Here is a 26,510-nt window from a genome sequence, read left to right on the forward strand (position 1 = left end):
ATTCACTGGGTCCCCGGAAAAATACAGTGTCGATGCCGGCGACCATTGCAAGGACGGGCTCTGCGATTATATGGGCTTGCCGACAGGCGCAACAGACGGTTAATCCCTAGACGCCATTGCCATCCTTGCCCGGGCACTCATTCCGGCCATGCTCTTTCGAGCACACCATGCAGGGCAAAGGGCGTCGCGGTCACACCGTAGACCCGTCCACCTGTGCCGCCAAAGCGGCTTTGGACAAAGGCATCCGCGAGTACCGATGGCGCATGCCGCCGCAGCAGATTGGCCTGCGTCAACAACACCAATTCTTGCGCGACATAACGCGCCGCTGCCTCAAGCGTGGGTTCCGGTGACGACAATACGGCGATCAGGGCCTGCGACCGATCCTTCAGAAACGGCTCGTCGGCGCAATCGTCCTGTATCGACTTCATCAAGGCCTGTGCCTGGTCAGGATGCCGCTTCAGGCCGCGCAGCACATCCAGGCACATCACGTTGCCCGACCCTTCCCAAATGGAATTGACCGGCGCTTCACGAAACAAACGCGGCATGGGTCCATCTTCGATGTACCCGTTGCCGCCCCACACCTCCATACACTCACCCGCCGCCTCGATGCCTCGCTTGCATATCCAGAACTTGGCGGCCGGCGTCAGGATGCGCCTGTAGGCGTGATCAAGGAGATGATCGGGTGAGTCGAACGCCCGCGCGAGACGCAGCGACAAGGCGGTGGCCGCCTCGCTTTCCAACGCAAGGTCCATTAGCACGCTTTGCATCACCGCATGCTGGATCAAGGGCCGGCCGAAGGCCAAGCGATGCCGCGCATGATGTAGCGCCTGGACAACCGCCTGGCGCAGCAGCGCCGTGCTTCCGAGCACGCAATCAAGCCGGGTATAAGAGGCCATCTCCACGAGCGTCGCAATGCCCCGGCCGGCTTCGCCAACCATCACGCCCCTGGCCTCGTTGAATTCGACCTCGACGCTGGCGTTCGAACTGTTGCCCATTTTGTTCTTGATCCGCTGGAAGTGCACTGTGTTCCTTGCGCCGTCCTCGAGCCAGCGAGGCACGTAAAAGCATGAAAAAACATCGTCATGCCGCGCCAATACCAAATGCGCATCTGATGTCGGAGAAGAAAAGAACCACTTGTGCCCGATCAAGCGATATGCGCCACCACGGCCGCCGCCATCGACGGGGAAAGCCTCTGTCGTATTGCTGCGCAAGTCGGAGCCGCCCTGCTTTTCGGTCATACCCATGCCGATCATCATTGCGCGCTTTTCGGACAAAGGCAAATCGCGCTCGTCGTAGTCACGGGAATATAGCCGGCCGGCAATGGAATCGAACCAGGTTTCCTGCTGGAGAACCGGGATTGCGGCTGACGTCATGGTCGTGGGGCATAAGGACCCCGCCTCAATCTGGCCATGCATGAGAAAGGCGGCAGCCCGCGCCACGTGGCCACCCACTTGCGGTGCTGACCAGGCACTGCAATGCATCCCCTGCTGGAACGCCATGCGCATGAATTGATGCCAGCCGGGATGAAAGCGAATCCCATCAACACGATGGCCCTGGCGATCGTAGGCCTCGAGTTCCGGCTTGCAACGATTGACTTCGTGCGCCAGCGCAATGATGTCTTTTCCGCCAAGCTGCGCACCATAGCGCGCCAAGGCCGCGTCGTGCCACTGTGCGCCTTCCCGTCGGACGCCTTCACGCAGGGCGATGTCGCTGCCGTAAAGATTGCAGTCAACCAGGTCGGGGACCTGGTTAGTCACTTCATGTGTCGTAGTGCTCATGGCGCCCCCATATCACCGCGGCGATTTACAACCAGTTCGACTTTCTGAATTTCCAGTACAGCACGGCGCATGCCGCGAAGGTAAGGCCCATGACCGCGGGATAGCCATAGGCCCAGTCGAGCTCGGGCATATGCTTGAAGTTCATGCCATAGATTCCCGCCACGGCCGTGGGCACCGCCAGAATGGCCGCCCACGCAGCCAGCCTTTTCGTTGTATCGGTTTGCTGCGACTGCCCTATCATGAGGCTGGCTTCGAATGCGAAGGCCAATGCTTCGCGCAGACTGTTGATGAATTCGTTGGCGCGCAATACTCGGTCGGCCACTTCGCTGAAATAAGCGCGACTGTCCGCGTCGATATTGCGCGTTTCCACCCGCGACAAGCGCCGGCAGATTTCTGCCATCGGCGCAATCACCGTGTGGATGCGAAGCAGGTCGCGACGCTGGCGATACAGGCGGCGCACGTCCGTTTCGCGATATCCGCGCAGCAGGAACTGTTGCTCCACGCCTTCGACAACGCTCTCGAGCTTGGTCAGGGCAATAATGTAGCGGTCCACGAGCAGATCGAGCAAAGCCGATGCCACGTAGTCGGCGCCACGGCCAAGGAATTCGGGCGAGTTTTCGAGCTGATCGCGCAACTCCTGATGAGTGGCCATGGCCCCCCGCCTTATGGTGACCAGGAAGCCCTTGCCGATCAGGATCTGGGTTTCTCCGAAGTTGGGCCGCAGGTTGTCCACCTCGACCGTGATCGCGACGACCAGGGTCAATTGCTCATACTCGACGACTTTGGGCCGCCGGTGCGGAGCTGTGATCTCTTCGATGGCTTTACGCGAAAAACCGAGATCCGCGCCCAGTTGCTCGAGCAGAACCATAGGAGGCTCTTTGAGACCTATCCATAACAAACCACTCTGCGATGAGGCGTAGTCTGCCGCCTGGTCCAGGCCCACCTGCAGTGGATCAAGACCAGGCCGATACAGGATCGACGCGACCACCGCTTGATTTACCGGAAGCGCGTCTGCACTATCAATGACCATACCGGAAATTTCCTTCACTGACCCATTGAGCAAATAGAGAAAACGTTGAATTGATCATATCATCCTGGACGTGTCCGCCGGGTGAACGTCCAGGGCGACCGACGGCTAGAATCCGTCCACGCTGTTAAAGTATTGTTTTATATCGTCAGCCAAGAATTACTGGACTTATCATGATCCGAGATCCCGAAACCCAGGCCTTGCTTGAAGAAGGCGTGCGCCGCTTCATCAAGGAAGTATTGATTCCCCGTGAAGAGGAAGTTGCCGAGACCGACCAGATACCGGCCGATGTCGTCACCCAGATGAAAGAAATAGGTCTTTTTGGCCTGTCGCTTCCGGAAGAATACGGCGGCCTGGGCGTAACCATGGAAGAGGAAGTGCGTATTGCTTTCGAATTGGGCCAGACTTCACCGGCATTTCGCTCGCTCATCGGCACGAACAACGGAATCGGCGCGATGGGAATCTACCTGGATGGGACCGAGGAACAGAAGCAGGCCTATTTGCCACGCCTGGCCAGTGGCGAGTTGATCGGCTCTTTCGCGCTGACCGAACCCGAGGCCGGCTCCGATGCCGCGTCGCTCAGGACCACGGCAGTACGCGATGGCGACCACTATATATTGAATGGAACCAAACGCTTCATCACCAATGCGCCCGAAGCCGGCATTTTTACGGTCATGGCGCGCACCGATACCAGTATCAAAGGCGCAGGGGGCATTTCGGCGTTCATCGTCGAGGCGGGAACGCCAGGGCTCTCGTTGGGCAAGATCGACAAGAAGATGGGCCAGAAAGGGGCCCATACCTGCGACGTCATCTTCACCGATTGCAAGGTGCCGGCCGCCAATTTAATCGGCAATCGGGAAGGCGTCGGATTCAAGACGGCCATGAAGGTGCTGGATAAAGGACGTCTGCATATTGCCGCCGTGGCCATCGGCGCGGCCAAGCGCATGCTCACCGATGCGCTGGACTTTGCCATGAACCGCAAGCAGTTCGGCCATCCGATCAGCGATTTCCAGCTTGTGCAGGGCATGCTGGCGGACTCCAAGACCGAAATTTATGCGGCCGAATGCATGGTGTTGGATGCCGCCCGCCAGCGCGATGAAGGCAAAGACGTGTCCATACAGGCATCGTGCGCCAAGTATTTCTCCACCGAAATGTGCGGACGTGTTGCCGACCGTGCGGTGCAGATACATGGTGGTTCAGGCTATGTCAGCGACTATGCCGTCGAACGGTTTTATCGCGACGTGCGGCTGTTCCGATTGTATGAGGGAACCTCGCAAGTCCAGCAGGTCATTATTGCGCGCGGGCTGATCCGCGGCGCAGCCATCTAGCAACCGTGCGGGACGCTCATTGGCTTCGTCCCCACCCACTTGAATCGAGACATCCAAGATGACCGATCGCCGACTGCTGATTCTGGCTGCGCTGACGCTGCTCACTGGCGTCGGCGCAGGCGCCTTCGGGGCGCATGGGCTCAAGGCCCTCATCAGCGCCCACTACCTGTCGGTCTGGCAGACGGCTGTTCTGTACCAACTGGTCCACGGCCTGGGCATGCTGCTGCTTGCCTGCCTGGGACAGCGTTTCGGCTCCGCACTGCTGCGCGTCGCCGGCGCTTTGATGGTTGCCGGCGTCGTGATCTTCAGCGGAAGTCTCTACGTACTGGCGCTGACTGGCGTCACATGGCTGGGGGCCGTCACCCCAGTCGGCGGGTTGGCATTCATCGCGGCATGGGGCATGGTGGCATTGGCGGCGTATCGCTCCCCTCAATGAACCTGGCGGGCAAAACGCAGCACAGTCACCCCAGGCACAAGTTGCCTTAGCGAGGGCATGACCAGCACACAATTGTCATAGGGCGTGACAATGGGTACACCATCGTCCATGCCTATCGTGGTCCCTGCGCGTTCGATACATTCCATGCCCCGCCAAGCGCTGCTGAACGTCAGGTTTGTGGTTTTTGCAACGACTGGCTGGGTCACCTGCAAAACCTGCTGGGCAATGTCCTGGCCATCCCGCTGCTGCCATTCCTCTGGCAGCTGATCGGGTAGCACGACCGCGGATTCAAGCAGGAACTGGGCAGTGGCCTGCCTGGCAATGCGTAGCGAAGACGGGTCGCCGTGAAACCCGCACTCCACCAGCAAGGCGAGCGCCTTGCCATCGGGATCGCCAAACTGGCCGTAGTCGCGCATGCGTGTGCCATCTTTGTGCCCGGCATCGACGATGAGATGGCGGGGCACGCCCAGACGCAGGCCCAAGTCGATATTTCGCTGCAGAATTCCCGTAACCCACAATGGCGGCGAAGGTTCATGCATGGAATGCAGGTCCAGCAAGCGGTCGGCTTGTTTCACCCACGGCAGCAGTTCGAGCGCCCGCTGCCGTTCCCGGGTGATGGGCTCTGCCAGCTTCTGTTCTGTCCACACGCGGTTCAAGTCTTCATCGGCAAAGCGCGACGCGTCGTGGGCCAGCGGATCGAAGCGGTCGAACGCGGCAAGGTTGCAGAAAGCCAGCGTAAGCTTCCCTTTTCGAGGCCTCAAGCCGGCCGCCAGCATATCTTTCAGCACCCACGCCCCGCACAGCTCATTCCCGTGTATCAGTGCGGAAATGAGAACGCTGGGCCCGGGTTTACCGGAATCAAAATGCCATACGCCGGGCGTGCCGGCATTGCCGACGCGTTCTTCTGTCAAATCGGGTGTATCAATCTTGAAGATCATGGTGAGGTCTCACTTCACGCCAATTCCGGCACTATCCACCATTTTCTTGAACTTCTCGCGTTCAGCAGGTAGAAAAGCCGCCAAGTCGGGCTGCTCGGACATGACGACCCCGCCGGTGCGCTTATATTTTTCCTGGAATGCAGGATCCTTCAATACCTCGTCCAATGTGGCCTGCAGTTTCCTGATGACCGGTTCGGGCGTATCTTTCGGGGCAAACAAGCCGAACCAGATATTGATGTCCACCCCCTTGAATCCGGGATTCTCTGATAAGGCCGGAATCTCGGGTGCCGTGGGAGCGCGATGGGTGGACGTGACGCCTATGGGCACGATCTTGCCGGCCGAAACCTGGGGAAGACCTGAAGACAAAACAAACATACCGAACTGCAACTGACCGCCGACCATGTCCGTCAATAGCGGAGCGACGCCTTTGTAAGGCACATGCTGCACCCTGCCCTTGGTTGTTGTGTTGATCATTTCACCGGCCAGATGCAAGGCGGTGCCCACACCGGACGAACCAAAATTGAAATCTTGCGATTTGCCCGTCTCGACCATCTTGAGGAAGTCGTCTGCCGACGCCACGCCCGTCGTTTTTGATGCCGCGAGCAACATGGGCTGGGAGCCGATGAATCCTATGGGGCGTAAATCGGTCACTCCGTCGTACTTGACGTTGGGATTGATGAGGCCGGCAATAATGATTTCGTTGACGGAACCCACCAGCAGGGAATAGCCATCGGCTTTCTGGTTGACAACTTTCTGTGCACCGATCGCCCCGCCCGCGCCGCCAAGGTTCTCCACCACCACAGTGCGACCAAGCTTTTGTTCTAAGGCTTCAGCCAGCAGACGGCCGTTCAGGTCGACGCTGCCGCCGGCCGGGTAACCCACCACAATGTTGATGGTTTTCTGAACCGGATAGCCCTCGTCGGCATAAGCAATAGTTCCTAGACCGAATATTCCCGAACCCAATGCTGCATACACCACTGCGCTTATTTTTTTGTTCATTTCGCGTGCTCCTTGTGTTTATTGATTGTGGTGATCTATGGTAATAAGAAGTGAACGCGACCCCGTGCCATTACGGCACAACGATGTGCCAATCGAAGCAATCCAATGACAGAAACAAAACTGCTGCAAGACTTCATCGCCTTATCCAGAACCGGAAGCTTCACCAAGGCCGCCGAACTCAGGCACGTGACACACCCGGCCTTCAGCCGGCGCATCAAGGAACTCGAGGAATGGGCCGGCACCTCGTTGATAAACCGGAAGAAGATGCCCGTTACGCTGACCGAAGCGGGGCTTGATCTGCTCGTGGTTGCGGAGCATGTCATTGCAAGACTCAACACTGTGCAGCAGCAGATCGCCAAGCCTGAAAACCAGGCAAACCGGAAGTTGCGCATCGCCACGGGACGAACTCTCGCCCATTATCTCGTTGCCGACTGGGCGAGCGAACTCGCCCGGCAGGTGGAGCGCAACATGGGTTGCCCCGTGCCCATCGAAATACATACCGGCATTACTCAGGACATGATCACGCTGCTGAAGCAAGGCCAGGTCGACTTCCTGTGCTGTTATGAGCACCGCGCCCTGTCCGTACCCATCAGCACCAAGGATTTCCAGTATGTCAGGCTCAGCGCGGACAGGCTTATTCCGGTAAGCCTGAACACGGGGGATGCCAACGGGGCATACAGGCTGGAAGACGAAATCACACCCCTGCCCCACATCAGCTATTTCTCGAGCCTGGCCTTGCAGCACATCATCAACGACCACCTGCACTCCAGCAACTATCATTTGCAAGAGGTCGCGCACTGCGATTCCGTCGATGTGGCATACAGCCTGGTTAAGAAAAACCTGGGCATGGCGTGGCTGCCATGGTCCGCGGTCAGGCACGATTGCGATTCCGGGGTGCTCTCCGTCCTGGGGAACCGGACGGATGAAATCCCCTACGAAATACGTCTGTACCGGCCGAAAAGTCCGCTGTCCACCGCTGCCGAGCTGGCCTGGAAGAAGACGATAGGCTGATACGGTGACCGGCACACGGCGACCACGAAACATTTAGCTTAACTACAGGAATAAACACCAATACTTGATTGATTAATAGGTGTTTTTCGCCTACCATGTAGTATTACTACATACCCCCAGCGCAGCGGAATCGGGCGCCACAATCTTTCAACACCCTGACTGGGCCGAGGCCTGAACACTACCCCATTACGAATGAGAAATCCATGAATGCCCTTGAACTGCTCGAACAAAGTCCGGTAATGCCGGTGATGGTCATCAAAGACCTGGACACTGCCGTGGACATGGCCCGCGCCCTGGTGGCCGGCGGTGTGCTTAGCCTTGAAATAACCTTGCGATCCGAGGCTGCACTGCAAGCCATTTCCTTGATCGCGAAAGAGGTGCCCGAAGCATTGGTGGGCGTAGGCACGGTGCGCAGCGCACAGCAACTCGACGCCGCAGTGAGGGCCGGTGCACGTTTTGCGGTAAGCCCAGGATTGACGTCCGATATCGCGCAGGCAGCGCGTCAGGCGGGTATTCCTTTCCTGCCCGGCATTGCCACGCCTTCGGAATCCATGTTCGCGGCCGACCATGGCTTTATCGTACAGAAGCTGTTTCCCGCCGAAGCCGTCGGCGGCGTGGCACTATTGAAGGCCTTGTATGGCCCCTTGCCCGATATCGTGTTCTGCCCCACAGGCGGCATCAATGCCGCCAACGCCGCTCAGTACCTGGGACTGCCCAATGTGAAATGCGTGGGGGGCTCATGGCTCACGCCGGACGCGGCCGTTTCCGCCAGAAACTGGGCCGGCATCACAGAGCTGGCCCGCCAGGCCTGCCTGTTGCGCAACCTCTAGCACTGCCGCCCCCTGCCTACATTGACGGCACGGGGGCATAGGCCGCCAGGGGCGGCTTGCCCTGCAACGCAAGCAACAGATTGGTGGTGGCCATTTCACACATGGCCTGGCGCGTTTCATGCGTGGCCGAACCCACATGCGGCAACGCCAGCACCTTGGGATGCGTGCGCAATGGCGAATCGACGGGCAAAGGTTCCGTATCGAAAACGTCCAGACCGGCCGCCCGCAATGGCCCGTGTTGCAATGCATGCAATAAGGCGGCCTCCTGAACGATAGGCCCGCGTGCCCCGTTGATCAGGATGGCGCCGGGCTTCATCAAGGCAAATTCCTGCGGTCCGATCAGGCCGCGCGTTTGCTCGGTCAACGGCAATACCAGTACAAGGAAATCCGACCCCATCAGTACGTCGCGCAGGGTGACCGCCAATGCCCGACCTTCGGGTAAGCCGCTGGGTACCGGCGTACGCGTGTGGTAGAGCACCGGCATATTGAACCCCAATGCCGCCCGATGGGCCAACGCCTGTCCGATGCGGCCATAGCCAACGATGCCCATGGTCTTGCCATGCACATCCCAGCCATAGAGATCTTCCCCTACGCTGCGATCCCATCGCCCATCGCGGACATATCGTGCCAGCTCGGCGACACGGCGGCTGGTGGCCAGCACCATGGCAAACAGCAGGTCGGCAACTGTCTCGGTGAGCACCCCCGGGGTATGGCACAACATGATTCCGCGACGACCAACAGCATGGAGTGAAAATTTATCCAGGCCCACCGAAATACTGGAAATGACTTTCAGGCGGGGAGCCTGCTTAAGCACCTCCTCATCGATGGGGTAGCTGGAACCTATCATTCCCTCGACAGTGGGCAAGGCATTCAGGAACGCATCCCTCTGGCCATCCACGCGCGGATTGGCGACCACCACATCATGCGCCTGCTCGATACGGGCCAATTGATCCGGCGGCAATTGCCTGTAAACCAATACCTTTCTACGACTCATGTTCGGGGTTCCAATGTTTGCGGAGCGCTGCCGGACGCTAGCGCCCGGCCTGCTCGAGCACGTCGCGAGTCGGCAAGCCCTCGGTATCGCCCAGCACTTGCACGGCCCGGGCTCCTATCCATGCGCCGCGTTCGACGGCTTTGCGCAAAGGCAGTCCAGCCAGCAGTGCACTGATCACCCCGACCGCAAAGCCATCGCCCGCACCCACTGTATCGAGCACAGTATCGACGGGAAATCCGGGCACGTAACCCTGCTCATTGGCGCTCTCGAAATAGGCGCCATCCGCACCCAGCTTGATCACGACCAGGCTGGGGCCGCCCTTGCGTGGGCCGCCCCGACGGTAGAAGCCGGCAATGTCTTCAGGGGTTTGCCGTCCCGTCAATAGCCGGCCTTCTTCAATGCCGGGGAAAACCCAATCGGCCAGGAAGGCCAGTTCATTGATGCCTTCGCACATGCGCTGGATTGACGGCCAGAGTGTGGGTCGCAGATTCGGGTCGAAGGAAACGGTCTTGCCGGCCTCGCGCATCAAGGTCATCGTCTTGCGCTGGACCTCGAAGCAGTTTTCCGAGATTGCCGCAAAGACCCCGGTGCTGTGCAAGTGCCGGGCGCTGCGCAGCCACGATACGTCGACATCGCTGACCTGCATGCGACTGGCGGCTGATCCCTTGCGATGGTATTCGATCGGCGGATCGCTGCCGTCGGTAACCCGTCCCTTGAACTGCAAGGCAGTACGCTGCGTGGGATCGCTGACCACATGCGAACAATCAATGCCCTCGCCCTGCATCTCGGCGAGCAGATAGCGACCCATCGAGTCGGCGCCCAGCCGACTGGCCCACCCGACCTTCAGGCCCAGCCGAGCCAAGCCTATGGCAACATTGGTCTCGGCGCCGGCCGTGCGTTTATGAAAGGCCTTCGCGTGTTCCAGCGGCCCCGGTTGGTCCGCGACCAGCATCATCATCGCTTCGCCAAAGGTTACAACATCCAGTTCGCCGCTCACGAGCTTTTCTCCAGGTTGCGCAAGTCATCAATGGCAGCGCGCGTCACAGTCAGCAAGTCGTCGCCGATCAGGGGGTATTCAATGGCGCGTGGTGGATCGCCTGGCAGCGCCCGCAATATCGCCCGCCATGGCGCGCTGGACTCGGCAAGCGGCACTGCTGCCCAGCGCAGGGGCTGGCGTTGCACGCCTTTGCAATGTATGTAGCGTACGCGATTGGAAAACACCTCGGCCGCCTGCATGGGACATTCGCCCACCCAGTGCCAATTGCCCATGTCGAAGGTCATGCCCAGGTCCAGTCCGTAAGCATCGGCCGCTCCGAAAAAGCGCTGCAATGCGTCCAGGGCGCCCGCGCCGGCTGTCTGGTCATTCTCGACAAGCATGCGCACGTTCTGCCGTGCCAGGATCTGCTTCAGCACACCAAGTGTGTCGGAGCTGGCACGCGCAAAGTGGCCGATCGACATCTTCAGTACCGGTGCATTCAGGATGGCCGCGCTTGCCAGGCTTTGTTCCAGCGCATGCCTGTTCAAAAGTCCCGAGGACTCCCACAGCATGTCTGGACAGGAATAGACGCAGGACAGACCGGCCTGGCGCACGACCCCGGCAAGCTCGTCCAGTTCCTGTGCATGGCCCTGAAGCAGCTCACCGCGAATTTCGACGCCGTCGGCGCCCGCAGCGCGGCATAGTTCGACAAACCAACATTGCCCATGACGCCGCACTTCGCTCGCGCCAAAAGATGTCAATGAAATAATAATCTGGCGGGAAAAATTCATGTTTCCATAGGAGCCGCATATGCCGGGCTCGCCAAAGAGAGGACGCGACAGGCGCGCCCAAATAGCGATACGGGCGTTGTTAAGAGCTAGGAGTTCAGGATCTGACCGAGGAAGCTGCGGGTTTTCTCATTCTCCGGGCTGCTGAAGAACTTCTCGGGCGGCGCCTGTTCAATGATCTTGCCATCCGCCATGAAAATGACCCGGTCGGCCACACTGCGGGCGAAACCCATCTCGTGCGTCACGCACAGCATCGTCATGCCGTCTTCGGCCAATCCGATCATGGTATCGAGCACCTCCTTGACCATCTCTGGATCGAGTGCCGAGGTGGGTTCGTCGAACAGCATGATCTTTGGCGTCATGCACAAGGCACGGGCGATGGCCACACGCTGTTGCTGGCCGCCGGACAACTGGCTGGGATACTTGCGCGCCTGGTCGGCAATTCGCACCCGGGTCAAGTACTTCATGGCCATGGTCTCGGCTTCTTGAGCACTGATGCCGCGCGACCGCATGGGTGCCAGCATGCAGTTCTGCAGCACCGTCATGTGCGGGAACAGATTGAACTGCTGAAACACCATGCCCACTTCCTGGCGGATCGCATCGATATTGCGCACATTGGCGGTCAGGTCGATACCATCCACCACGATTCGGCCTTGCTGGATCTTTTCCAGACCGTTGATGCAGCGGATCAGCGTCGATTTGCCCGAACCCGAAGGCCCGCAGATGACAATCCGCTCACCGGCCGCAACGGTAAGGTCAATATCGGTAAGCGCATGGAACTTGTCGTACCACTTGTTGAGAGCTTCGATTTCGATAATGGTCCCGCCCTGTTGCGCGGGACCACTCGACACATCGACCGCGATAGTGGTCTGTCTGTCAGTCATAATGAATTGCCAGGTTGATCAGGACGCTTTCAGTTCAGGCAGGGGTGCACCCAGCCATTTCTCAAAAAGCTTGCTGAACTCGCCGTTTTTGATGTTTTTGTCCACCAGTCCATTGACGGTTTCCAGCGTCTTGGCTTCGCCTGGACGCATTGCGACTGCCATTTCCTGTTGGAGCAATACGAATTTATTCTCGAAACGGTCTGGAGCGCGCTGGGAGATCTGGCCGGCCACGGTCGTCGAGCAGCCAATAGCGTCCACCTGGCCAGACAGCAATGCCTGCATGGCTGAGGCATCATCGTCGAAGCGGCGAATATTGGCGTCCTTCGGCGCAATCTTGCTTACGGCAATATCCTGGGTGCTGGCGCGGGCCACACCAATACGCAGGCCGGACAAATCTTCGGCTTTGGCGATCTTTTTCTCTTTGCCACCGAACACCACGATCTGTGCAGCCGAATAGGGATGCGAAAATTGCACCTGCTTGGCGCGATCAGGGGTGATCGCAAGCGATGCAATCAACATGTCGATCTTGTTGGTCAACAGGTAGGGGATGCGATTGGGGCCAGTCACAGGCACCAGATTCAGCTTCACGCCCAGGTCTTTGGCCAATTGACGCGCCACATCGGCATCGTAGCCGTCGGGCTTGTTTTCGGTATTCAGGATGCCATAGGGCGGGAAGTCGACAAGCATGCCCACAGTAAGCACGCCCTTCTCCTTGATCTGATCTATGGTCTCGGACTGCGCCGCGGTGGCACCCATCGCAAGGGCGGCACAACTGGCCAGCAAGGTCGCACCCATAAAGTTGCGCATTTTCTTGATTACGAACATTTCATGTCTCCAGGATTGAACTAAACGTCAAAAAAGCACGGGCGCGGATTTACCGCCGCGCCCGGGTTCTAGCGTGAAAGCGACACGGCAAGGCGCCGCTCCATATAGGAAGCCAGCAAGGACAAAGGCCAGCACAACAGAAAGTAGATAGCTGCAACCACCGAAAACACAACCATGGGCTGGAAGGTGGCGTTATTGATGATCTGACCAGCCCGCGTCAGTTCAGTGAAGCCGATAATGGCTGCCAGCGATGTGCCCTTCACAATCTGCACCATGTATCCCACGGTAGGCGGCACGGCAACTTTCAGGGCCTGTGGCAGCACGACATCGCGCATCTTGTAGCGATACGACAGCCCCAGCGCTTCGGCAGCCTCCCATTGGCCGCGTGGAATTGCCTGAATGCAGCCGCGCCATATTTCACCCAGAAATGCGCCACTGTTAAGCGTCAGCGCAACCGCGGCGGCGATCCATGGATTCACATCCAATCCCAGTACCGGTGCGCCGAAGAAAACCAGGAACAGCTGCAGCAACAGAGGCGTGCCCTGGAACAGCTTTATGAATCCCATGGAAGCGCCACGCGCAATGGCGTTATCGGAGGTACGCGAAAGCGCAATAATCAGCCCGACGATGCCCCCGCCTATGAAGGCCATGATGGACAAGGCGATAGTCCATTGGGCAGCTTCAAGAATGAACCAGAAATCGGAATAGCCAAAAGTACGCATTATCGACGGTCCGGATAATTGAGGCCCCACTGGTAGATCAGTCGGAACAGGAAAGAAAACGCCAGGGTCAGCAAGAGATAGATTCCAGTGACGACGATATAGATCTCGAAACTTCGGAAGGTTTCTGATTGCAAGTTGGCCGCCACGGAAGTGAGGTCGTCGGCGGAAATCACCGACACCACGCTGGACGCGAGCATCAGCAAAATGAACTGGCTGGTCAATGCGGGGTAGATCGCTTTCAATGCCGGCTTGAGCACAATAAAACGGAAGATTTCGATGCGCGAAAGGCTTAGCGCCATTCCGGCTTCGATTTGACCTTTGGGGATGGACTCGATGCCGGCGCGCACGATCTCGGTCGCGTAGGCGCCGAGGTTGAATACCATGGCCACCAGCGCCGCCGTGTACGGCGACCACCGCACCCCGGCTGCGGGAAGCGCAAAGAAAAAGAAAAATAGCTGCACAAGAAACGGCGTGTTGCGTATGACCTCGATATACGCATTGATGATCCAGCGCAAGGGTGCCGGGCCGGCGGTCTTGCCCCATGCGCAAAAAATCGCGACCAGGGACCCGAGGATCATTGCCATGAATGACAGCTGAATAGTCATCCAGGTGCCGTGAAGCAACAAAGGCCAAGCGTCAAAGACCGGGCCAAATTGGAAGGAATAATTCACGTTATCTCAGACCGAAGGTATTGCCGGCGGGTCAAGCTTACCGCGTTGTGATAGAAAATACCTGTGAAGAAAGCATATCGCTAGTAGCTGACGCCCTGCCAATTTGCACCGATTTCCACGGAAATTTCGTATGAAACCGGTTTCAATCCGGGGCGACAAGATCGAAAATTATATCAGGACTTTTGCAGGGGCTGTCGCCGGACGCGACGATCCCCTGGCCATCAGGGTACCTGCCAACAAGATCTGGCGGGCCGGAACACTGGATCCTCCCACGCGCTGCATTAGGCATTGTGCCGCTTTTCGTCCGAGTTCATTGGTAGGCTGGGACACCGTGCTGATGCCTGGCCCCACATAAGGCGCCCATTCGGTATCATCGATACCTATCAGGCCGACGTCCCTGCCCAGTTCCCACCCCAGCCGATCGACGGCGGCGACGATACGCAGCGTCACGACAGCATTGTTGGCGATGATCGCCGGCACCGTGGACCTTGCCTGGGCACGGTCCCGGCATGCGAGCAATGCCTGGCTCAGGGTATCGCGATCCTGCTCTCGGCTTTCAACGCAGTGTCCCGCAACGGCGGGGTGCCCGGCGACAAATGAACCGAAGGCCTGGACGCGCTCGACGCGCGAGCTGACTTCGCCCAGCGGTTCGGAGACTAGCAACAACTCGTGATAGCCCGCGTCCAAAAGGTGCTGTGCACTCAGGTAAATGGCTTGACGATTGTCCAGCGACACAAAATCCACGTCGAGCCCCTTGTGAAGACGATCGACCAATACCATAGGCTTGCCCTGCCTGGCCGTTTCCAGCAGCGCACCCGCGTCGTGTCCCATGGTGTTGAGGATGAATCCTTCCACCCGATATGACGACAAGGCATGGATGCCAGCCGTTTCGCGTTCGCCTTCATTGCCCAGGTTGAACAGCATGAGCAGGTATCCGGCTTCGCGGCACGCCTGCTCGGCTCCGCGCAGAACCGCCACCGAATAAGGGTTCGTGATATCGGCGACGACCAGTCCTATGAGACGCGAGCGGCCGCGCTTCAGCGACTGGGCCATCGGACTGGGCGTGTAGCCCAGCTGGGCGATGGCAGTTTCGACACGGGCTGCTATCTCGGGGGAGAGCAGGGTTTCGCGATGATTGAGGAAGCGCGATACGGTGGCTTTGGACACGCCCGCGTGGCGGGCAACGTCCGCAATGGTATGGCGGGCCGGACTCTTGATCATGATGACATCTGGCAGGTGAAAGCGTGAATCGATGTTGTGCGCCATTGCGCTCAACGCTATAGCCTAACCCATGCGTGCGGCGCGCGCTTTACATTGTTTGGAAGCTGTAGCTTAATTACAGTTTGGGTAACGGGACTGGCCATGGCAAAAACGGATGCATTCGATATCGTTTTTTTCGGCGGGACTGGCGATCTGGCGCTGCGCAAACTGCTTCCAGCGCTATATCAGGCTCATAAGGCCGGCGCCTTGCATGCGGAGGGCCGGATTTTCGCGTTGGGCCGCAAGCCCATAGGACTCGAAGGCTATCTGGAACTGCTGCAGCGCCGTGTCAGGCCCAAGCTGGGCGAGGCCTACGACGACCAAACGTGGGAAAGCTTCGTCGGCCGCCTGCACTTTCAAAGCTTGAACGCGGAAAATGTCGAAGATTACCGAAACCTCGTCCAGTCCATGGACAGCCCGGGCGACAGAATCATGGTGTGCTACCTGGCGACCGCTCCCCACCTGTTCATTCCTATCTGCCAGAATCTCGCGGCGGCGGGACTGAACCACCCCCGCGTCCGCGTAGTTCTCGAGAAACCGCTGGGTCATGACCTGAAGTCATCCGATGCCATCAGCAAGGCGGTGGGCCAATGCTTCACTGAAAATCAGATATATCGCATCGACCACTACCTGGGCAAAGAGTCGGTACAGAATCTGATGGCAATACGCTTCGGAAACACGTTGTTCGAACCACTGTGGCGCCGCGAATGGATAGACAACATCCAGATCACGATAGCGGAAGACCTGGGCGTTGAGGAACGCGGCGAGTTCTATGATCGGACCGGGGCACTACGCGACATGCTGCAAAGCCATCTGCTGCAGCTTCTGTGCATTGTGGCCATGGAACCGCCGCCCAGTCTTTCCGAGGATGCCATACGCGATGAGAAGTTGAAGGTGCTAAGGTCCCTGAAACCTTTCAGTACTGATGACGTGTTGTCCAAGAGTGTACGAGGCCAGTACCGCAGCGGCGCCATCAACGGCAAGCCGGTGGTTGGCTACCGCGAAGAGCAAAACGTTGCGCCAGACAGCAACACCGAAACCTTCGTTGCCCTGCAGGCGGAGATAGTCAACTGGCGCTGGGCCGGTATCCCTTTTTTCCTGCGCACCGGGAAACGCCTGCAAGAACGGGTCGCCGAAATCGTCATCAATTTCCGCGGCGTTCCGCATGCCCTGTATCCCTCGCCCATGGGTTTGCATTCGGCCAACCGCATGGTCATTGGTTTGCAACCCAAGGAAAGCGTGCGCTTGTATTTCCTGGCCAAAGAACCCGGCGACACCATGAGCCTGCAGTCCACCTATCTGAACCTGGATTTCCCGGCCATGTCGAAAGCGCGCCGCGCCGATGCCTATGAGCGCCTGCTGCTGGACGTCATACGCGGCCAGCTGTCGCTATTCATGCGCCGCGACGAGCAGGCCCAGGCATGGGCCTGGGTGGAACCTATACTGGAGTGCTGGGACAAACACTCGGTTCCGCCCAAACCCTACACGGCGGGAAGTTGGGGGCCGGCCGCCTCCAGTGCACTGGCCTCGCGCGCCGGTGTGCTATGGCATGAGGAAACCTGAATGCAACATGATTTCTACGAACAGCAAGACTGTCTGGACAGCATGGTCGACCAGATAGCTGCCGTGCTTATCAATGCCATAGAACGCACTGGGCGCGCGGGACTGGCCGTGTCGGGAGGCCGATCCCCCGTGCACCTGTTCCAGCGGCTCAGCCTTGAAGACCTGCCTTGGGAAAACGTCTACGTCACTTTGGTCGACGAGCGCTTTGTTGCACCTGACCATCCCGACAGCAACGAACTGCTCGTTCGCACGCATCTGCTGAAGAATCGCGCCCGCCGTGCACAATTCACCGGACTGGTCAGCCATCCGGATGACCTTGCCCTGAGTGTGCAGGAAGCCAACCATCAAAGCCATAAAATAGACTTGGCCCTGCTGGGCATGGGCGAGGATGGCCATACGGCTTCTTTGTTTCCCGACGCGCCGGAACTGGCGCAGGCCCTTGATACCCGGGCATCCCATCGATACATTCACGTCAGTCCGCCGCTCGCAGCCCAGCAACGAATCAGCATGACATTGGCGGCGCTTTTGGCAACCGGGCACCTCCTGCTGGCAATCAGCGGCCCGCGTAAGCGGCGCGTACTTGAACAGGCTGCGCTTCAGCCTACCCCGCGCCTGCCCGTAAGCTACATTCTTTCGCAAACCGGAGTACCCCTCGATGTCTATTGGCACCCCTGAAAACAAGCCTCCACGCCTAGTCTCTGACATAGGCGGCACGCATGCGCGATTTGCATTGTCGACATCGGTCGACGACATCCGGGAAGTCAGTGTGGTGAAGGTAGCTGACTACTCCAGCATTGAAGACGCCATCAAGGATTACCTGCGCCGCATCGGTAATCCGGTCATTGAACATGCTGCGATCGGGATTGCCAATCCTATCGTCGGCGATCACGTGAAGATGACCAACTTCCAATGGGAATTCTCGATCGACGCGACCCGTGTGGCTTGCGGCTTCCAGACGCTGCACTTCATCAATGACTTTACGGCACTGGCGCTGGCGCTGCCACATCTGCCGCAACATGAACTGCGTGCCGTCGGCAATGGCCAGGCTGTTGCCGGAACACCGCTGGGCGTGGTGGGACCCGGTACCGGACTGGGCGTCTCTGCCCTTATCCCGACATCGCAAGGATGGATCCCCTTGGCTGCCGAAGGGGGGCATGTCAGTTTTGCGCCCACCGACGACCTGGAGCTTGCGCTTTGGCATGAAGCCCGTGCCGAATTCGGGCATGTCTCGATGGAGCGGCTGGTCTCGGGATCCGGTCTGCAATTCATTTACCATACGCTATGCCAGCGCGCGGGCATCCAGGCACACGACTACTCCGCCCCGGACATCAGCAGACGGGCCATCGCCAATACTTGTGAACATTGCCGTGAGGCCCTGGATGCCTTTTGCGCCATCCTGGGGACCGCGGCCAGTAATCTTGCGCTGATGCTGGGCGCGCGAGGCGGAATTTATATCGGTGGTGGCATCGTCCCCCGCCTGGGCGACTACTTCTTTGATTCGCCATTTCGTGGGCGCTTCAACGACAAGGGGCGCTTCTCGGATTACCTGGCCGCCATACCTGTTTTCGTCATCAGCAGCGAGAATCCGGCGCTGGCTGGCGCAGCCGCCTATCTGGATTCCTGCATCAATGAATGAGTCAGTACTCGCGCAAATAGAACGGCAGCTTCCCGGACTCAGCACGGCAGAAGGCAAAGTGGCGCGTCTCATCCTGGATCAGACGCAAGCGGTTGCACGCTGTGCGTTGGCCGAGGTGGCGAAACTGGCACACGTGAGCGAACCAACTGTAATCCGGTTCTGCAGATCAATAGGCTACGATGGCTGGCCCGACTTCAAGATCAAGCTCGCAGCCAGCCTTATGGTGGGCGTACCTTATGTGCACTCGTCGCTTCGCGCGGGGGACGACACTGCCGTGCTGGCTGCCAAGGTGCTCGATAATGCCGTATCGGCTCTGCTGCGGGTGCGCAACGACATCAACGCCGACCGCCTGGACACGGCCATCGGCCTGCTGGCCGGCGCACGGCGCATCGAATTCTATGGCGTCGGAAACTCCGGCATTGTCGCCGCCGACGCCCAGCACAAATTCTTCCGCTTCGATTTGTCGACGGTCGCCTATTCCGATACCCATACACAGCTCATGGCGGCCTCACTGCTCAGCCCGGCAGATGTGCTGGTGGCCATTTCGCATTCCGGACGCTCCAAAGAACTGCTGGATGCCGTCAGACTGGCACGGGCGAATGGCTGCCCGATCGTTGCGATCACCGCTACGAACACGCCGCTGGCGCAAATGGCCACGGTCCTGCTTCGTGCCGATACCCAGGAAGACACCGATATCTACAGCCCCATGATCTCGCGCCTGGTTCATCTGGCGTTGATCGATGTGCTTGCTCTAGGGCTGGCCCTGAAGTATGGGAACAACGCCAGCAAAGTGCTGGAAAAAACCAAGCAAAGCCTGCGCGACCGACGCGCGTAACACTGTCACATGCTCGACGACAGCCCCCCATCGACGACCACGACCTGCCCAGTGATGTAGCGGGACTCCCGCGCGGCAAGAAATACGAGCGTCGAGGCAACATCGTCTGGCTCACCCCATTTTTTCATGGGGACCCGGTTCTCCAGCCAAGCGGTGAATTCCGGGTCGGTCCACAGCCTGGTGGTGAGTTCGGTTTTTATATAACCTGGCGCAATCGCGTTGACGGTAATACCCGATGCCGACAATTCGGTGGCCCACTGCCGGACAATACCGTGCATCGCAGCCTTGGCGGCTGTATAGGCGGTCACTTCCCGCCGCCCAAGCAGTGCGGTGATCGATCCCGTAAAAATGATGCGCCCGTAGCCCTGTTCGTGCATGCCGGCCGCCACATGCCGGCCCAGCGCCCACTGCGCCGTCAGATTGGCAAACACCACCCGTTCAAATTCTGACAGCGGAAAATCCAGCAGCTTTTCCCGATGCTGTATGCCAGCGTTGGAAAAGAATATATCTATCTTGCCCACCGTCTTCAACACCGTGTCGACCGCCCCGATGGATTGGTCGATATTCGTGATGTCGAAAGGCAAAACAAGGGTGTCGATGCCCTCCGCGGCGAGATAGTCACGGGCCCGCGCCAGCGAGCTGGCATCCCGGCCATTGATGATGACGGTCGCGCCCTGAAGACCGAGCGCCCGCGCCGCCGCCAAGCCGATGCCGCGTGACGACCCCGTGATGAGCGCGACCTGTCCAGATAAATCAAACATAAGCCATCCAGGTGGACTGTGTTCATTCGACCGCCACGCAATGCGCGGCTGTCCATGCAGACCGTCAGAAATCGACCTTGTCCGCGCCTTTCAAATGCAGTATCGCGCGGGCTTCCGCCGGCGTGGCCACCTCGAGGTTCAAGGCCTCAAGGATGATACGTATACGGCTGACCTGCTCGGCGTTGGAGGAGGCCAGCTTGCCAGGCCCTATCCACAACGAATCTTCCAGGCCGACGCGTACGTTCGACCCCATGGCTGCGCCCATGGTGGCCAGCGGAATCTGGTTGCGTCCCGCACCCAGGATGGACCATTGATAATCATCCCCGAACAGACGATCGGCAGTACGGCGCATGTGCATCAGATCTTCCGGGTCGGGGCCTATGCCCCCCAGGATGCCAAATACCGACTGGATGAATGGTGGGTTCTGAACCAGTCCCCGATCCACGAAGTGCGCCAGGTTGTACAAGTGGCTGATGTCATAGCATTCGAACTCGAACCGCGTGCCGTTTTCGGTGCCCCTGCGCAGTATGGCCTCGATATCCTTGTACGTATTCTTGAATATCAGATCCCGGCTGTTCTCCAGATGCTCGCGTTCCCACTCATGCTTGAAGTTCTTGAACCGCCCCAGCATCGGAAACAGGCCGAAATTCATGGAGCCCATATTCAATGAAGCCAGCTCGGGCTTGAACGTCATGGCCGGACGCATGCGTTCTTCAACCGTCATATGGGGGCTGCCGCCAGTGGTGATGTTGACGACTGCGTCGGTGCTGGCCTTGATGCGCTCAAGAAATGGCCGGAACAGATCCGGATCCTGCGACGGCTTGCCGTTGGCCGGATCGCGTGCATGCAGGTGCAGCACCGCTGCGCCCGCTTCGGCCGCAGCAATTGCCGCGTCCGCGATTTCATCGGCGGTGACAGGAAGGTACTCGGACATGCTGGGTGTATGGATGGCGCCGGTTACCGCGCAGGTGATGACAACTTTCTTCTTACTGGCCATGGTATGTTTCCTTGATGATACTGAAGCGATTTAGGTCAATCGGGCACGACAGGGTCAGTCATGTTTTTCAAGCGCAGTAACTCCATCAGGCGCTCATCACGCCAAAGGCGCCGATCCAATAGTTCCGTTTTAGGCAATAAAGAGCGCCGCTGTTGCTCAATGTTGTCCACGACCTTTACGTCCCACGGGTCGACCGATGTCTGCTCCCTGGCAATGGACTGGTACATGCCTCCGTAGCGATTGCAATAATCTTGGAGCCCATCCGGCGCGTTGAGGTCTATGGTCTCGAACGGACCCATGAAGGCCCAGCGCAAGCCCAGGCCATCCTTGACGGTGGTGTCAAGATCCTCGACCGAAATATACCCGTTCTGCACCAGGCGAAATGCCTCGCGCAACAATGCGCCCTGGAGACGATTCAGGACGAATCCCTCCAGTTCCTTGTGCACGACCACCGGTTTCTGTCCGACCGACGCGTGCAGGGATCTTGCGGTTTCCACAACGGACTTATCAGTCCACGGTGCGCCGCACAGTTCGACGACAGGGATGAGGTAGGGTGGGTTGACCGGGTGCGCGACCAGGCAGCGGTGGCGTCCAGGCAAATGCTCGGTAAAGGCCGAGGCGGGAATGCTGGAGGTGGAACTGGCGAGCACAGCACGCGCGTCGCTCAAGGTGTCCAGCTTGCTGAAGATCTCCTTTTTGACCTCAAGTTTTTCCGGCAGATTTTCTTGAACATACTGCGCTCCGTTCAACGCCTCCTCGAGGCTTGCAGATGTTCGTATGCGCGACATGACGCTGGCGGCATCATGCAGCAAACGCTGTTTTTCCAGCTCGGCGACCTGTCGGGCGACAAGCGCCCGCGCAGTGTCCAAAGCCTGCTCGTCGCCATCCCACAGCTGCACGTCGCAGCCTCCCCGGGCAAACACAATGGCCCAGGCCTGGCCGATCAGTCCTGCACCTATGACCGCAACTTTCATTACTCTCTCGCTATTGTCAAGATTAAACCAATGCCTGGGTGTGCCCATCGACCACCAAGGCCTGCCCGCTTACGCTGCCAGCCGCGGCACTGGCCGTGAACAAGGCCATGTTCGCAATATCGCGCGCCGAGACCATGCGACCCAACGATGCCTGCTGTTCATACGCGGCAGCCACCTCCTGCACAGGCTTGCCCAATGTTTCCGCCTTGGCCGCAATGACTGCCCGGATACGGGGGCCTTCGACGGCGCCGGGCAAGATGGCGTTGACCCGCACGCCATATTTACCAAGCTCGATGGCCAGGCTCTTCGTGAATCCGACCACCGCCCATTTGGATGCGGCATAGGCGGATCGGCCCGCAAACCCAAGGTGCCCGGCCGCGGACGATAGATTGATCATGACGCCAGCGTCCGATTTCTTGAGCAAGGGGATGGCAAGCCGTGCACACAGGAACTGACCCGTTATATTGACCGCGAGAGTCTTGTCCCAATCGGCTTTCTGCAATGTCTCGACATAGCCGGTCGGACCGGCTATGCCCGCATTGTTCACGAGAACGTCCAGGACACCGAAGGTGCCGGCGACCTTGTCGAACAAGGCCGCGACACTGGCCTCGTCGGACACGTCGGCCACCGCCGTGTGTAGTGACGGAAGTTCGGTGCCGGCTTCCTGGAGCAGCTCCTGGTTCACATCGCAGATAAACACCTTGCATCCCGCCGCGATGAACACGCGCGCCATCTCGAGGCCCAGGCCGCTGGCCCCCGCCGTGATCAAGACCGTCTTACCTTTCATGCTCACATCTTCAAACATAGCCACCTCTCCTTAGACCCATAGTTTTTCTTTGCGGAAATCGAGGTTCAACAACAACTCCCGCGCTTCGCCCTGATGCGAAACCCGACCACGGTCCAATACCAGGGCCGTATCCGAAATGGCCAGCGCCAGATCAAGATTATGATCGACAATCAGTATCGTCAAGCGGGACTTGAGCTGCAGGATTGCATTGAATACCTCTTCGATCATGGCCGGCGACAGGCCCTCGAATGGTTCATCAAGGAGCAGCACTTCGGTATGTCCGACCAGGGCGCGTGCAATGGCCACCATTTGCTGCTCGCCGCCGGAGAGCAAGGTGGCGTCGACGTCGTAGCGATCCTTGAGGCGCGGAAACACAGCGAAAATTTCCTCGTCCGTCCAGCCGTTGGACCCCTTCTCCGAACGCTTCAAGCGGCCCAGCATGAGGTTGTCTCTCACGGTAAGCCCGGAGAAAAGCCGGCGGCCCTGCGGGACGAAGGCCACGCCCAGGCGGGCCATGGCTTCCGGCACCGGCGACGAAAACTTTCTGCCGGCAATATCGATCGTGCCGGCGCCCATGGTGGCCAGGCCCAACAGACTTTTCAGCAATGTCGACTTGCCCGCGCCGTTCCTGCCCAACACCGCAATGACTTCACCCTTGCGCGCGGTGAAAGAGATATCCGACAGGATATGGCTCTTGCCGTAGTAGGCATCCAGATTGTTGACGCTCAAGGCGATTTCATTCGAGATAATACCGGCCTGCACCTTGGCGGCCAGCGCCTCGCTGCCCGAGCCGATATATATCTCACGCACCTTCGGATCATTGCGTATCCGCTCGGCATTGCCTTCTATCAACACGCTGCCCTGGTTCATCACCGTGATCGTGTCGGCCATGGAAAATACGCGGTCCACATCATGCTCCACCAGCAGCACGCCGATACGGTCGCCCAGGTTGCGAATCAAGCGTCCTATCCGGTCGCGTTCGGCGGCGGCCAACCCGGCCAGCGGTTCGTCAAGCAGCAGAATACGTGGTGCCACGCCTAATGCAAGACCCATGTCGACCACACGTTGGCCGCCATACGACAGGTCTTCGGCAAGCGCTTCCTCCATGCCCTGGACGCCCAGGTACTCGACCAATTCGTCTGTCTGCAACTGCGTGCCGTTCAGACTATCAAGTCGCTTCAGTACCGAAAACCGTTGCGGATCGCGACTGAGCACCGACAGACATAGGTTCTCCCTTACCGTCAGCCCCTTGAACAAATTGGTGATCTGGAAAGAGCGGGATAGTCCGTTTGTGCAAATCCGCGCAGGACTCAAGCCGTTGAGCTTTTCGGTGCCCAGCATGAGCTTGCCCTCGTCAGCCTGGAACAGGCCGGATATGAGGTTGAACAGCGACGTCTTGCCTGCACCGTTGGGGCCGATCAATGCATGCACACCTTTGCCATTAACCTCGAGGTCGACACTGTCCACCGCCTTGATGCCGCCGAAACGCTTGCTGATATCAGTGCAACGCAAAACCGTGGCATCTGCGTGGGCAAGAAAGGACGGGAAAAAATTCGAGGCTGCGGCAACCACCCGTTTGCCCATTGCCGCATCGGTTGTCTTTTCCGGAACGACCATGCGCTTGATGCGCGCCCAGGTTCCGGTAAGCCCCGAAGGTGTGAATAGAATGAAGAAAATGAAAATGAGGCCGAAGTAGAGCAACCAGTTCGGGGTAAACATCGACAGGTATTCCCGGAACAGGATGTAGAACAAGGCGCCAAATATCGGGCCCGTAAAACTGCGCATCCCGCCAATCAACACGATGGCCAACAGTTCACCGGAAAAGGCCAATGACATGCTTTCCGCCGATGCGATCCGGTGACTCAATACGGACAGTCCGCCGGCCAGGCCGGTGATGACGGCTGACAAGACAAAAGCCAGCAGCTTGTACGAATCGACATTGAAGCCGATAAACTTGCAGCGCAGCTCGTTCTCGCGGATGGCGGTAAGCACCTTGCCGAAGGGTGAGTGCGTGAGCCGCAACAAGAACGCCACGACGATAAACGCAATGACAGCTACGAATACATAGAAGTTGAAGGAGGAATCCAGGCTGATGCCTGCCAAGGAAAACCGTTCGATACCTCCCAGGCCATTCTCGCCCCCGGTCAGTGCCGTCCAGCGATAGGCCACGGTAAAGCACAAGGCGCCAAACGCCAGCGTGAGCAGCGAGAAATACACGCCGCGCCGGCGCAATACCAGAAGTCCAACGAGAACAGCCACGATCGCGACCAGCATCACCGACGCTACCAGCGGTAGCAATGACGAGCTCGGAAAGAAGCGCAGTTGCACTATGCCGACCGCATAGCCGCCTATCCCGAACCACGCGCCATGTCCAAACGACACCAGTCCGGTATAGCCCAGCAGAATGTTCACGGCAAGTCCAGCCAGTGCGAGCACGATACATTCGACCGCCGTGCTGTAGGTAAGTCCTCCATACTGCAAGACAATAGGCAGCAGTATCAAGCCTAGCGCTATCAGCCCCAATGTTTTGATTTCTTGCTTCGACATAAGGCCTTACTCCAGACGCTCGAATTTTTCGCCCAGCAGGCCTCGCGGACGCAGGATCAGGATAAGTATCATCAGCAGGTATAGCGATGCCTCCGACGCGGGGGGATAGAAGTAGGATGTCAGGCCACGAATTACGCCGACCAGCATGGCGGCGGCGACCACACCCCAGAAACTACCCAGCCCGCCGATCACCACCACCACGAATGCCGCGGTCAGGATCTCCTGGCCCATGGCCGGCTGCACGCCGGTAATAGGCGCAAGCAGCACACCCGCAAGGCCTGCGAGCCCTATGCCCAGTCCACAGATGGCCGTCATGACGGGAGCCAGCGAGATGCCCATGGCCCTGACCATGTCCGGGTCATTGATGCCTGCCTTGACGATTTTTCCGAACGCCGTCTTGTTCAACAGTACCCAGGTTCCCGCCACGGCTGCGATGGCGACGACTAGCATGCCCACGCGATAGACGGGGTAGAAAAAGTCACCGATGACCACCTGGCCATGGGCAAATTCCGGTACCGAAAACGATAGCGGAGAGGCTCCGAAAATCATGCGCAGGCTTTGTTCTATTACCATGGACAACGCAAATGTGAACAACAGACCGAGCACCGGATCAGATCGGTAGAAGCGCTTCAGGAACAGCCGTTCGACCAGCATGCCCAGCAGGGCGACAAGGATGGGGGACGCGACAAAAGCCCAGCCATAGCCCAATTGATCGGTAAGGAAAACGACCAGATAGGCGCCAATGGCGTAGAACGCCCCATGGGCCAGGTTCACCACCCCGCCGAGGCTGAATATGATGGACAGGCCGAGCGCAATGAGCAGGTAATAAAACCCGAGCAACAGGCCGTTGGCGACCTGCTGGACGATAAATATCAATTCCGTGGGCAAAACACGTTCTCCAGGCCGGGGAACGCGCCGAAGGACTCGGCGCGCGACTTGCAGT

The 26,510-nt window shown here is 58.8% G+C and carries 26 protein-coding genes; 8 read left to right on the plus strand and 18 right to left on the minus strand.

Annotated features, from left to right (window positions below; genetic code table 11):
* Positions 1-137 precede the first annotated feature (137 nt).
* Entirely contained in the window at positions 138-1,778 is a 1,641-nt protein-coding gene (locus tag CR155_RS03050; RefSeq protein ID WP_102068528.1) for an isovaleryl-CoA dehydrogenase, read from the minus strand.
* Positions 1,779-1,803: 25 nt separating this feature from the next.
* Positions 1,804-2,808: a magnesium and cobalt transport protein CorA gene (locus CR155_RS03055; protein ID WP_102068529.1), complete on the minus strand. Its 1,005-nt coding sequence runs from the start codon at positions 2,806-2,808 to the stop codon at positions 1,804-1,806.
* 170 nt (positions 2,809-2,978) lie between these two features.
* On the opposite strand from CR155_RS03055, the gene CR155_RS03060 reads away from it, so the two are divergent.
* Both CR155_RS03060 and CR155_RS03065 read left to right on the plus strand, forming a co-directional pair.
* Positions 2,979-4,133, plus strand: coding sequence for an acyl-CoA dehydrogenase family protein (locus tag CR155_RS03060; protein WP_102068530.1), 1,155 nt, complete (start codon positions 2,979-2,981; stop codon positions 4,131-4,133).
* Positions 4,134-4,191: 58 nt separating this feature from the next.
* Positions 4,192-4,569: a DUF423 domain-containing protein gene (locus tag CR155_RS03065; RefSeq protein ID WP_102068531.1), complete on the plus strand. Its 378-nt coding sequence runs from the start codon at positions 4,192-4,194 to the stop codon at positions 4,567-4,569.
* Here the strand turns inward: CR155_RS03065 and CR155_RS03070 are convergent.
* Both CR155_RS03070 and CR155_RS03075 read right to left on the minus strand, forming a co-directional pair.
* Positions 4,563-5,507, minus strand: coding sequence for a M14 family metallopeptidase (locus tag CR155_RS03070; protein WP_102068532.1), 945 nt, complete (start codon positions 5,505-5,507; stop codon positions 4,563-4,565). The genes CR155_RS03065 and CR155_RS03070 overlap by 7 nt on opposite strands.
* Before the next feature lie 9 nt (positions 5,508-5,516).
* Positions 5,517-6,506: a Bug family tripartite tricarboxylate transporter substrate binding protein gene (locus CR155_RS03075; RefSeq protein ID WP_102068533.1), complete on the minus strand. Its 990-nt coding sequence runs from the start codon at positions 6,504-6,506 to the stop codon at positions 5,517-5,519.
* A gap of 105 nt (positions 6,507-6,611) precedes the next feature.
* On the opposite strand from CR155_RS03075, the gene CR155_RS03080 reads away from it, so the two are divergent.
* Both CR155_RS03080 and eda read left to right on the plus strand, forming a co-directional pair.
* Positions 6,612-7,517, plus strand: coding sequence for a LysR family transcriptional regulator (locus CR155_RS03080; RefSeq protein ID WP_102068534.1), 906 nt, complete (start codon positions 6,612-6,614; stop codon positions 7,515-7,517).
* Between the two features lie 203 nt (positions 7,518-7,720).
* Positions 7,721-8,347, plus strand: coding sequence for a bifunctional 4-hydroxy-2-oxoglutarate aldolase/2-dehydro-3-deoxy-phosphogluconate aldolase (eda, locus tag CR155_RS03085; RefSeq protein WP_102068535.1), 627 nt, complete (start codon positions 7,721-7,723; stop codon positions 8,345-8,347).
* 16 nt (positions 8,348-8,363) lie between these two features.
* On the opposite strand, the gene CR155_RS03090 is transcribed toward eda, so the two are convergent.
* The 8 genes from CR155_RS03090 to CR155_RS03125 form a co-directional block, all read right to left on the minus strand.
* Positions 8,364-9,341 carry a 2-hydroxyacid dehydrogenase gene (locus tag CR155_RS03090; protein WP_102068536.1) on the minus strand — a complete coding sequence of 326 codons (978 nt, stop codon included), beginning with the start codon at positions 9,339-9,341 and terminating at the stop codon, positions 8,364-8,366.
* 37 nt (positions 9,342-9,378) lie between these two features.
* Positions 9,379-10,338, minus strand: coding sequence for a sugar kinase (locus tag CR155_RS03095; protein WP_102068537.1), 960 nt, complete (start codon positions 10,336-10,338; stop codon positions 9,379-9,381).
* Positions 10,335-11,108, minus strand: a complete 774-nt coding sequence (locus CR155_RS03100; RefSeq protein ID WP_102068538.1) for a sugar phosphate isomerase/epimerase family protein — start codon at positions 11,106-11,108, stop codon at positions 10,335-10,337. The genes CR155_RS03095 and CR155_RS03100 overlap by 4 nt, the downstream gene beginning before the upstream one ends.
* An 86-nt stretch (positions 11,109-11,194) precedes the next feature.
* Entirely contained in the window at positions 11,195-11,989 is a 795-nt protein-coding gene (locus CR155_RS03105) for an amino acid ABC transporter ATP-binding protein (RefSeq protein ID WP_102068539.1), read from the minus strand.
* Between the two features lie 18 nt (positions 11,990-12,007).
* Positions 12,008-12,814, minus strand: coding sequence for a transporter substrate-binding domain-containing protein (locus CR155_RS03110; RefSeq protein ID WP_199171661.1), 807 nt, complete (start codon positions 12,812-12,814; stop codon positions 12,008-12,010).
* Between the two features lie 68 nt (positions 12,815-12,882).
* Positions 12,883-13,536: an amino acid ABC transporter permease gene (locus tag CR155_RS03115; RefSeq protein ID WP_102068540.1), complete on the minus strand. Its 654-nt coding sequence runs from the start codon at positions 13,534-13,536 to the stop codon at positions 12,883-12,885.
* Positions 13,536-14,207, minus strand: coding sequence for an amino acid ABC transporter permease (locus CR155_RS03120; protein WP_102068541.1), 672 nt, complete (start codon positions 14,205-14,207; stop codon positions 13,536-13,538). The genes CR155_RS03115 and CR155_RS03120 overlap by 1 nt, the downstream gene beginning before the upstream one ends.
* Before the next feature lie 168 nt (positions 14,208-14,375).
* Complete coding sequence (locus CR155_RS03125; RefSeq protein ID WP_439650408.1) at positions 14,376-15,473, minus strand: LacI family DNA-binding transcriptional regulator; 1,098 nt, start codon at positions 15,471-15,473, stop codon at positions 14,376-14,378.
* A gap of 96 nt (positions 15,474-15,569) precedes the next feature.
* On the opposite strand from CR155_RS03125, the gene zwf reads away from it, so the two are divergent.
* From zwf to CR155_RS03145, 4 genes are read left to right on the plus strand one after another with little or no spacing between them, the layout of a single operon-like run.
* Positions 15,570-17,030, plus strand: a complete 1,461-nt coding sequence (gene zwf / locus CR155_RS03130; RefSeq protein WP_102068542.1) for a glucose-6-phosphate dehydrogenase — start codon at positions 15,570-15,572, stop codon at positions 17,028-17,030.
* A complete protein-coding gene (gene pgl, locus CR155_RS03135; RefSeq protein ID WP_102068543.1) occupies positions 17,031-17,705 on the plus strand; it encodes a 6-phosphogluconolactonase in 675 nt (224 codons plus the stop codon).
* A complete protein-coding gene (locus CR155_RS03140) occupies positions 17,686-18,666 on the plus strand; it encodes a glucokinase (RefSeq protein WP_102068544.1) in 981 nt (326 codons plus the stop codon). The genes pgl and CR155_RS03140 overlap by 20 nt, the downstream gene beginning before the upstream one ends.
* Positions 18,659-19,501, plus strand: coding sequence for an SIS domain-containing protein (locus CR155_RS03145; RefSeq protein ID WP_102068545.1), 843 nt, complete (start codon positions 18,659-18,661; stop codon positions 19,499-19,501). Before CR155_RS03140 ends, CR155_RS03145 begins: the two co-directional genes overlap by 8 nt.
* A 5-nt stretch (positions 19,502-19,506) precedes the next feature.
* On the opposite strand, the gene CR155_RS03150 is transcribed toward CR155_RS03145, so the two are convergent.
* The 6 genes from CR155_RS03150 to CR155_RS03175 form a co-directional block, all read right to left on the minus strand.
* The gene (locus CR155_RS03150; RefSeq protein WP_102068546.1) at positions 19,507-20,262 is read right to left on the minus strand and encodes an SDR family NAD(P)-dependent oxidoreductase; all 756 of its coding nucleotides are present in this window, start codon (positions 20,260-20,262) and stop codon (positions 19,507-19,509) included.
* Positions 20,263-20,326: 64 nt separating this feature from the next.
* Entirely contained in the window at positions 20,327-21,259 is a 933-nt protein-coding gene (gene kce, locus CR155_RS03155; RefSeq protein WP_102068547.1) for a 3,5-dioxohexanoate:acetyl-CoA acetone transferase, read from the minus strand.
* A gap of 35 nt (positions 21,260-21,294) precedes the next feature.
* Positions 21,295-22,233 (minus strand): 3-hydroxyacyl-CoA dehydrogenase, encoded by a 939-nt coding sequence (locus CR155_RS03160; RefSeq protein ID WP_102068548.1) that lies wholly within the window; start codon positions 22,231-22,233, stop codon positions 21,295-21,297.
* A 22-nt stretch (positions 22,234-22,255) separates the two neighbouring features.
* A complete protein-coding gene (locus CR155_RS03165) occupies positions 22,256-23,038 on the minus strand; it encodes an SDR family oxidoreductase (protein WP_102068549.1) in 783 nt (260 codons plus the stop codon).
* Between the two features lie 12 nt (positions 23,039-23,050).
* Positions 23,051-25,567: a branched-chain amino acid ABC transporter ATP-binding protein/permease gene (locus CR155_RS03170; RefSeq protein ID WP_102068550.1), complete on the minus strand. Its 2,517-nt coding sequence runs from the start codon at positions 25,565-25,567 to the stop codon at positions 23,051-23,053.
* Between the two features lie 6 nt (positions 25,568-25,573).
* A complete protein-coding gene (locus CR155_RS03175; RefSeq protein WP_102068551.1) occupies positions 25,574-26,455 on the minus strand; it encodes a branched-chain amino acid ABC transporter permease in 882 nt (293 codons plus the stop codon).
* Positions 26,456-26,510: the final 55 nt, after the last annotated feature.

This window comes from Pollutimonas nitritireducens, from assembly GCF_002849615.1.
Classification (GTDB): Bacteria; Pseudomonadota; Gammaproteobacteria; order Burkholderiales; family Burkholderiaceae_B; genus Pollutimonas; species Pollutimonas nitritireducens.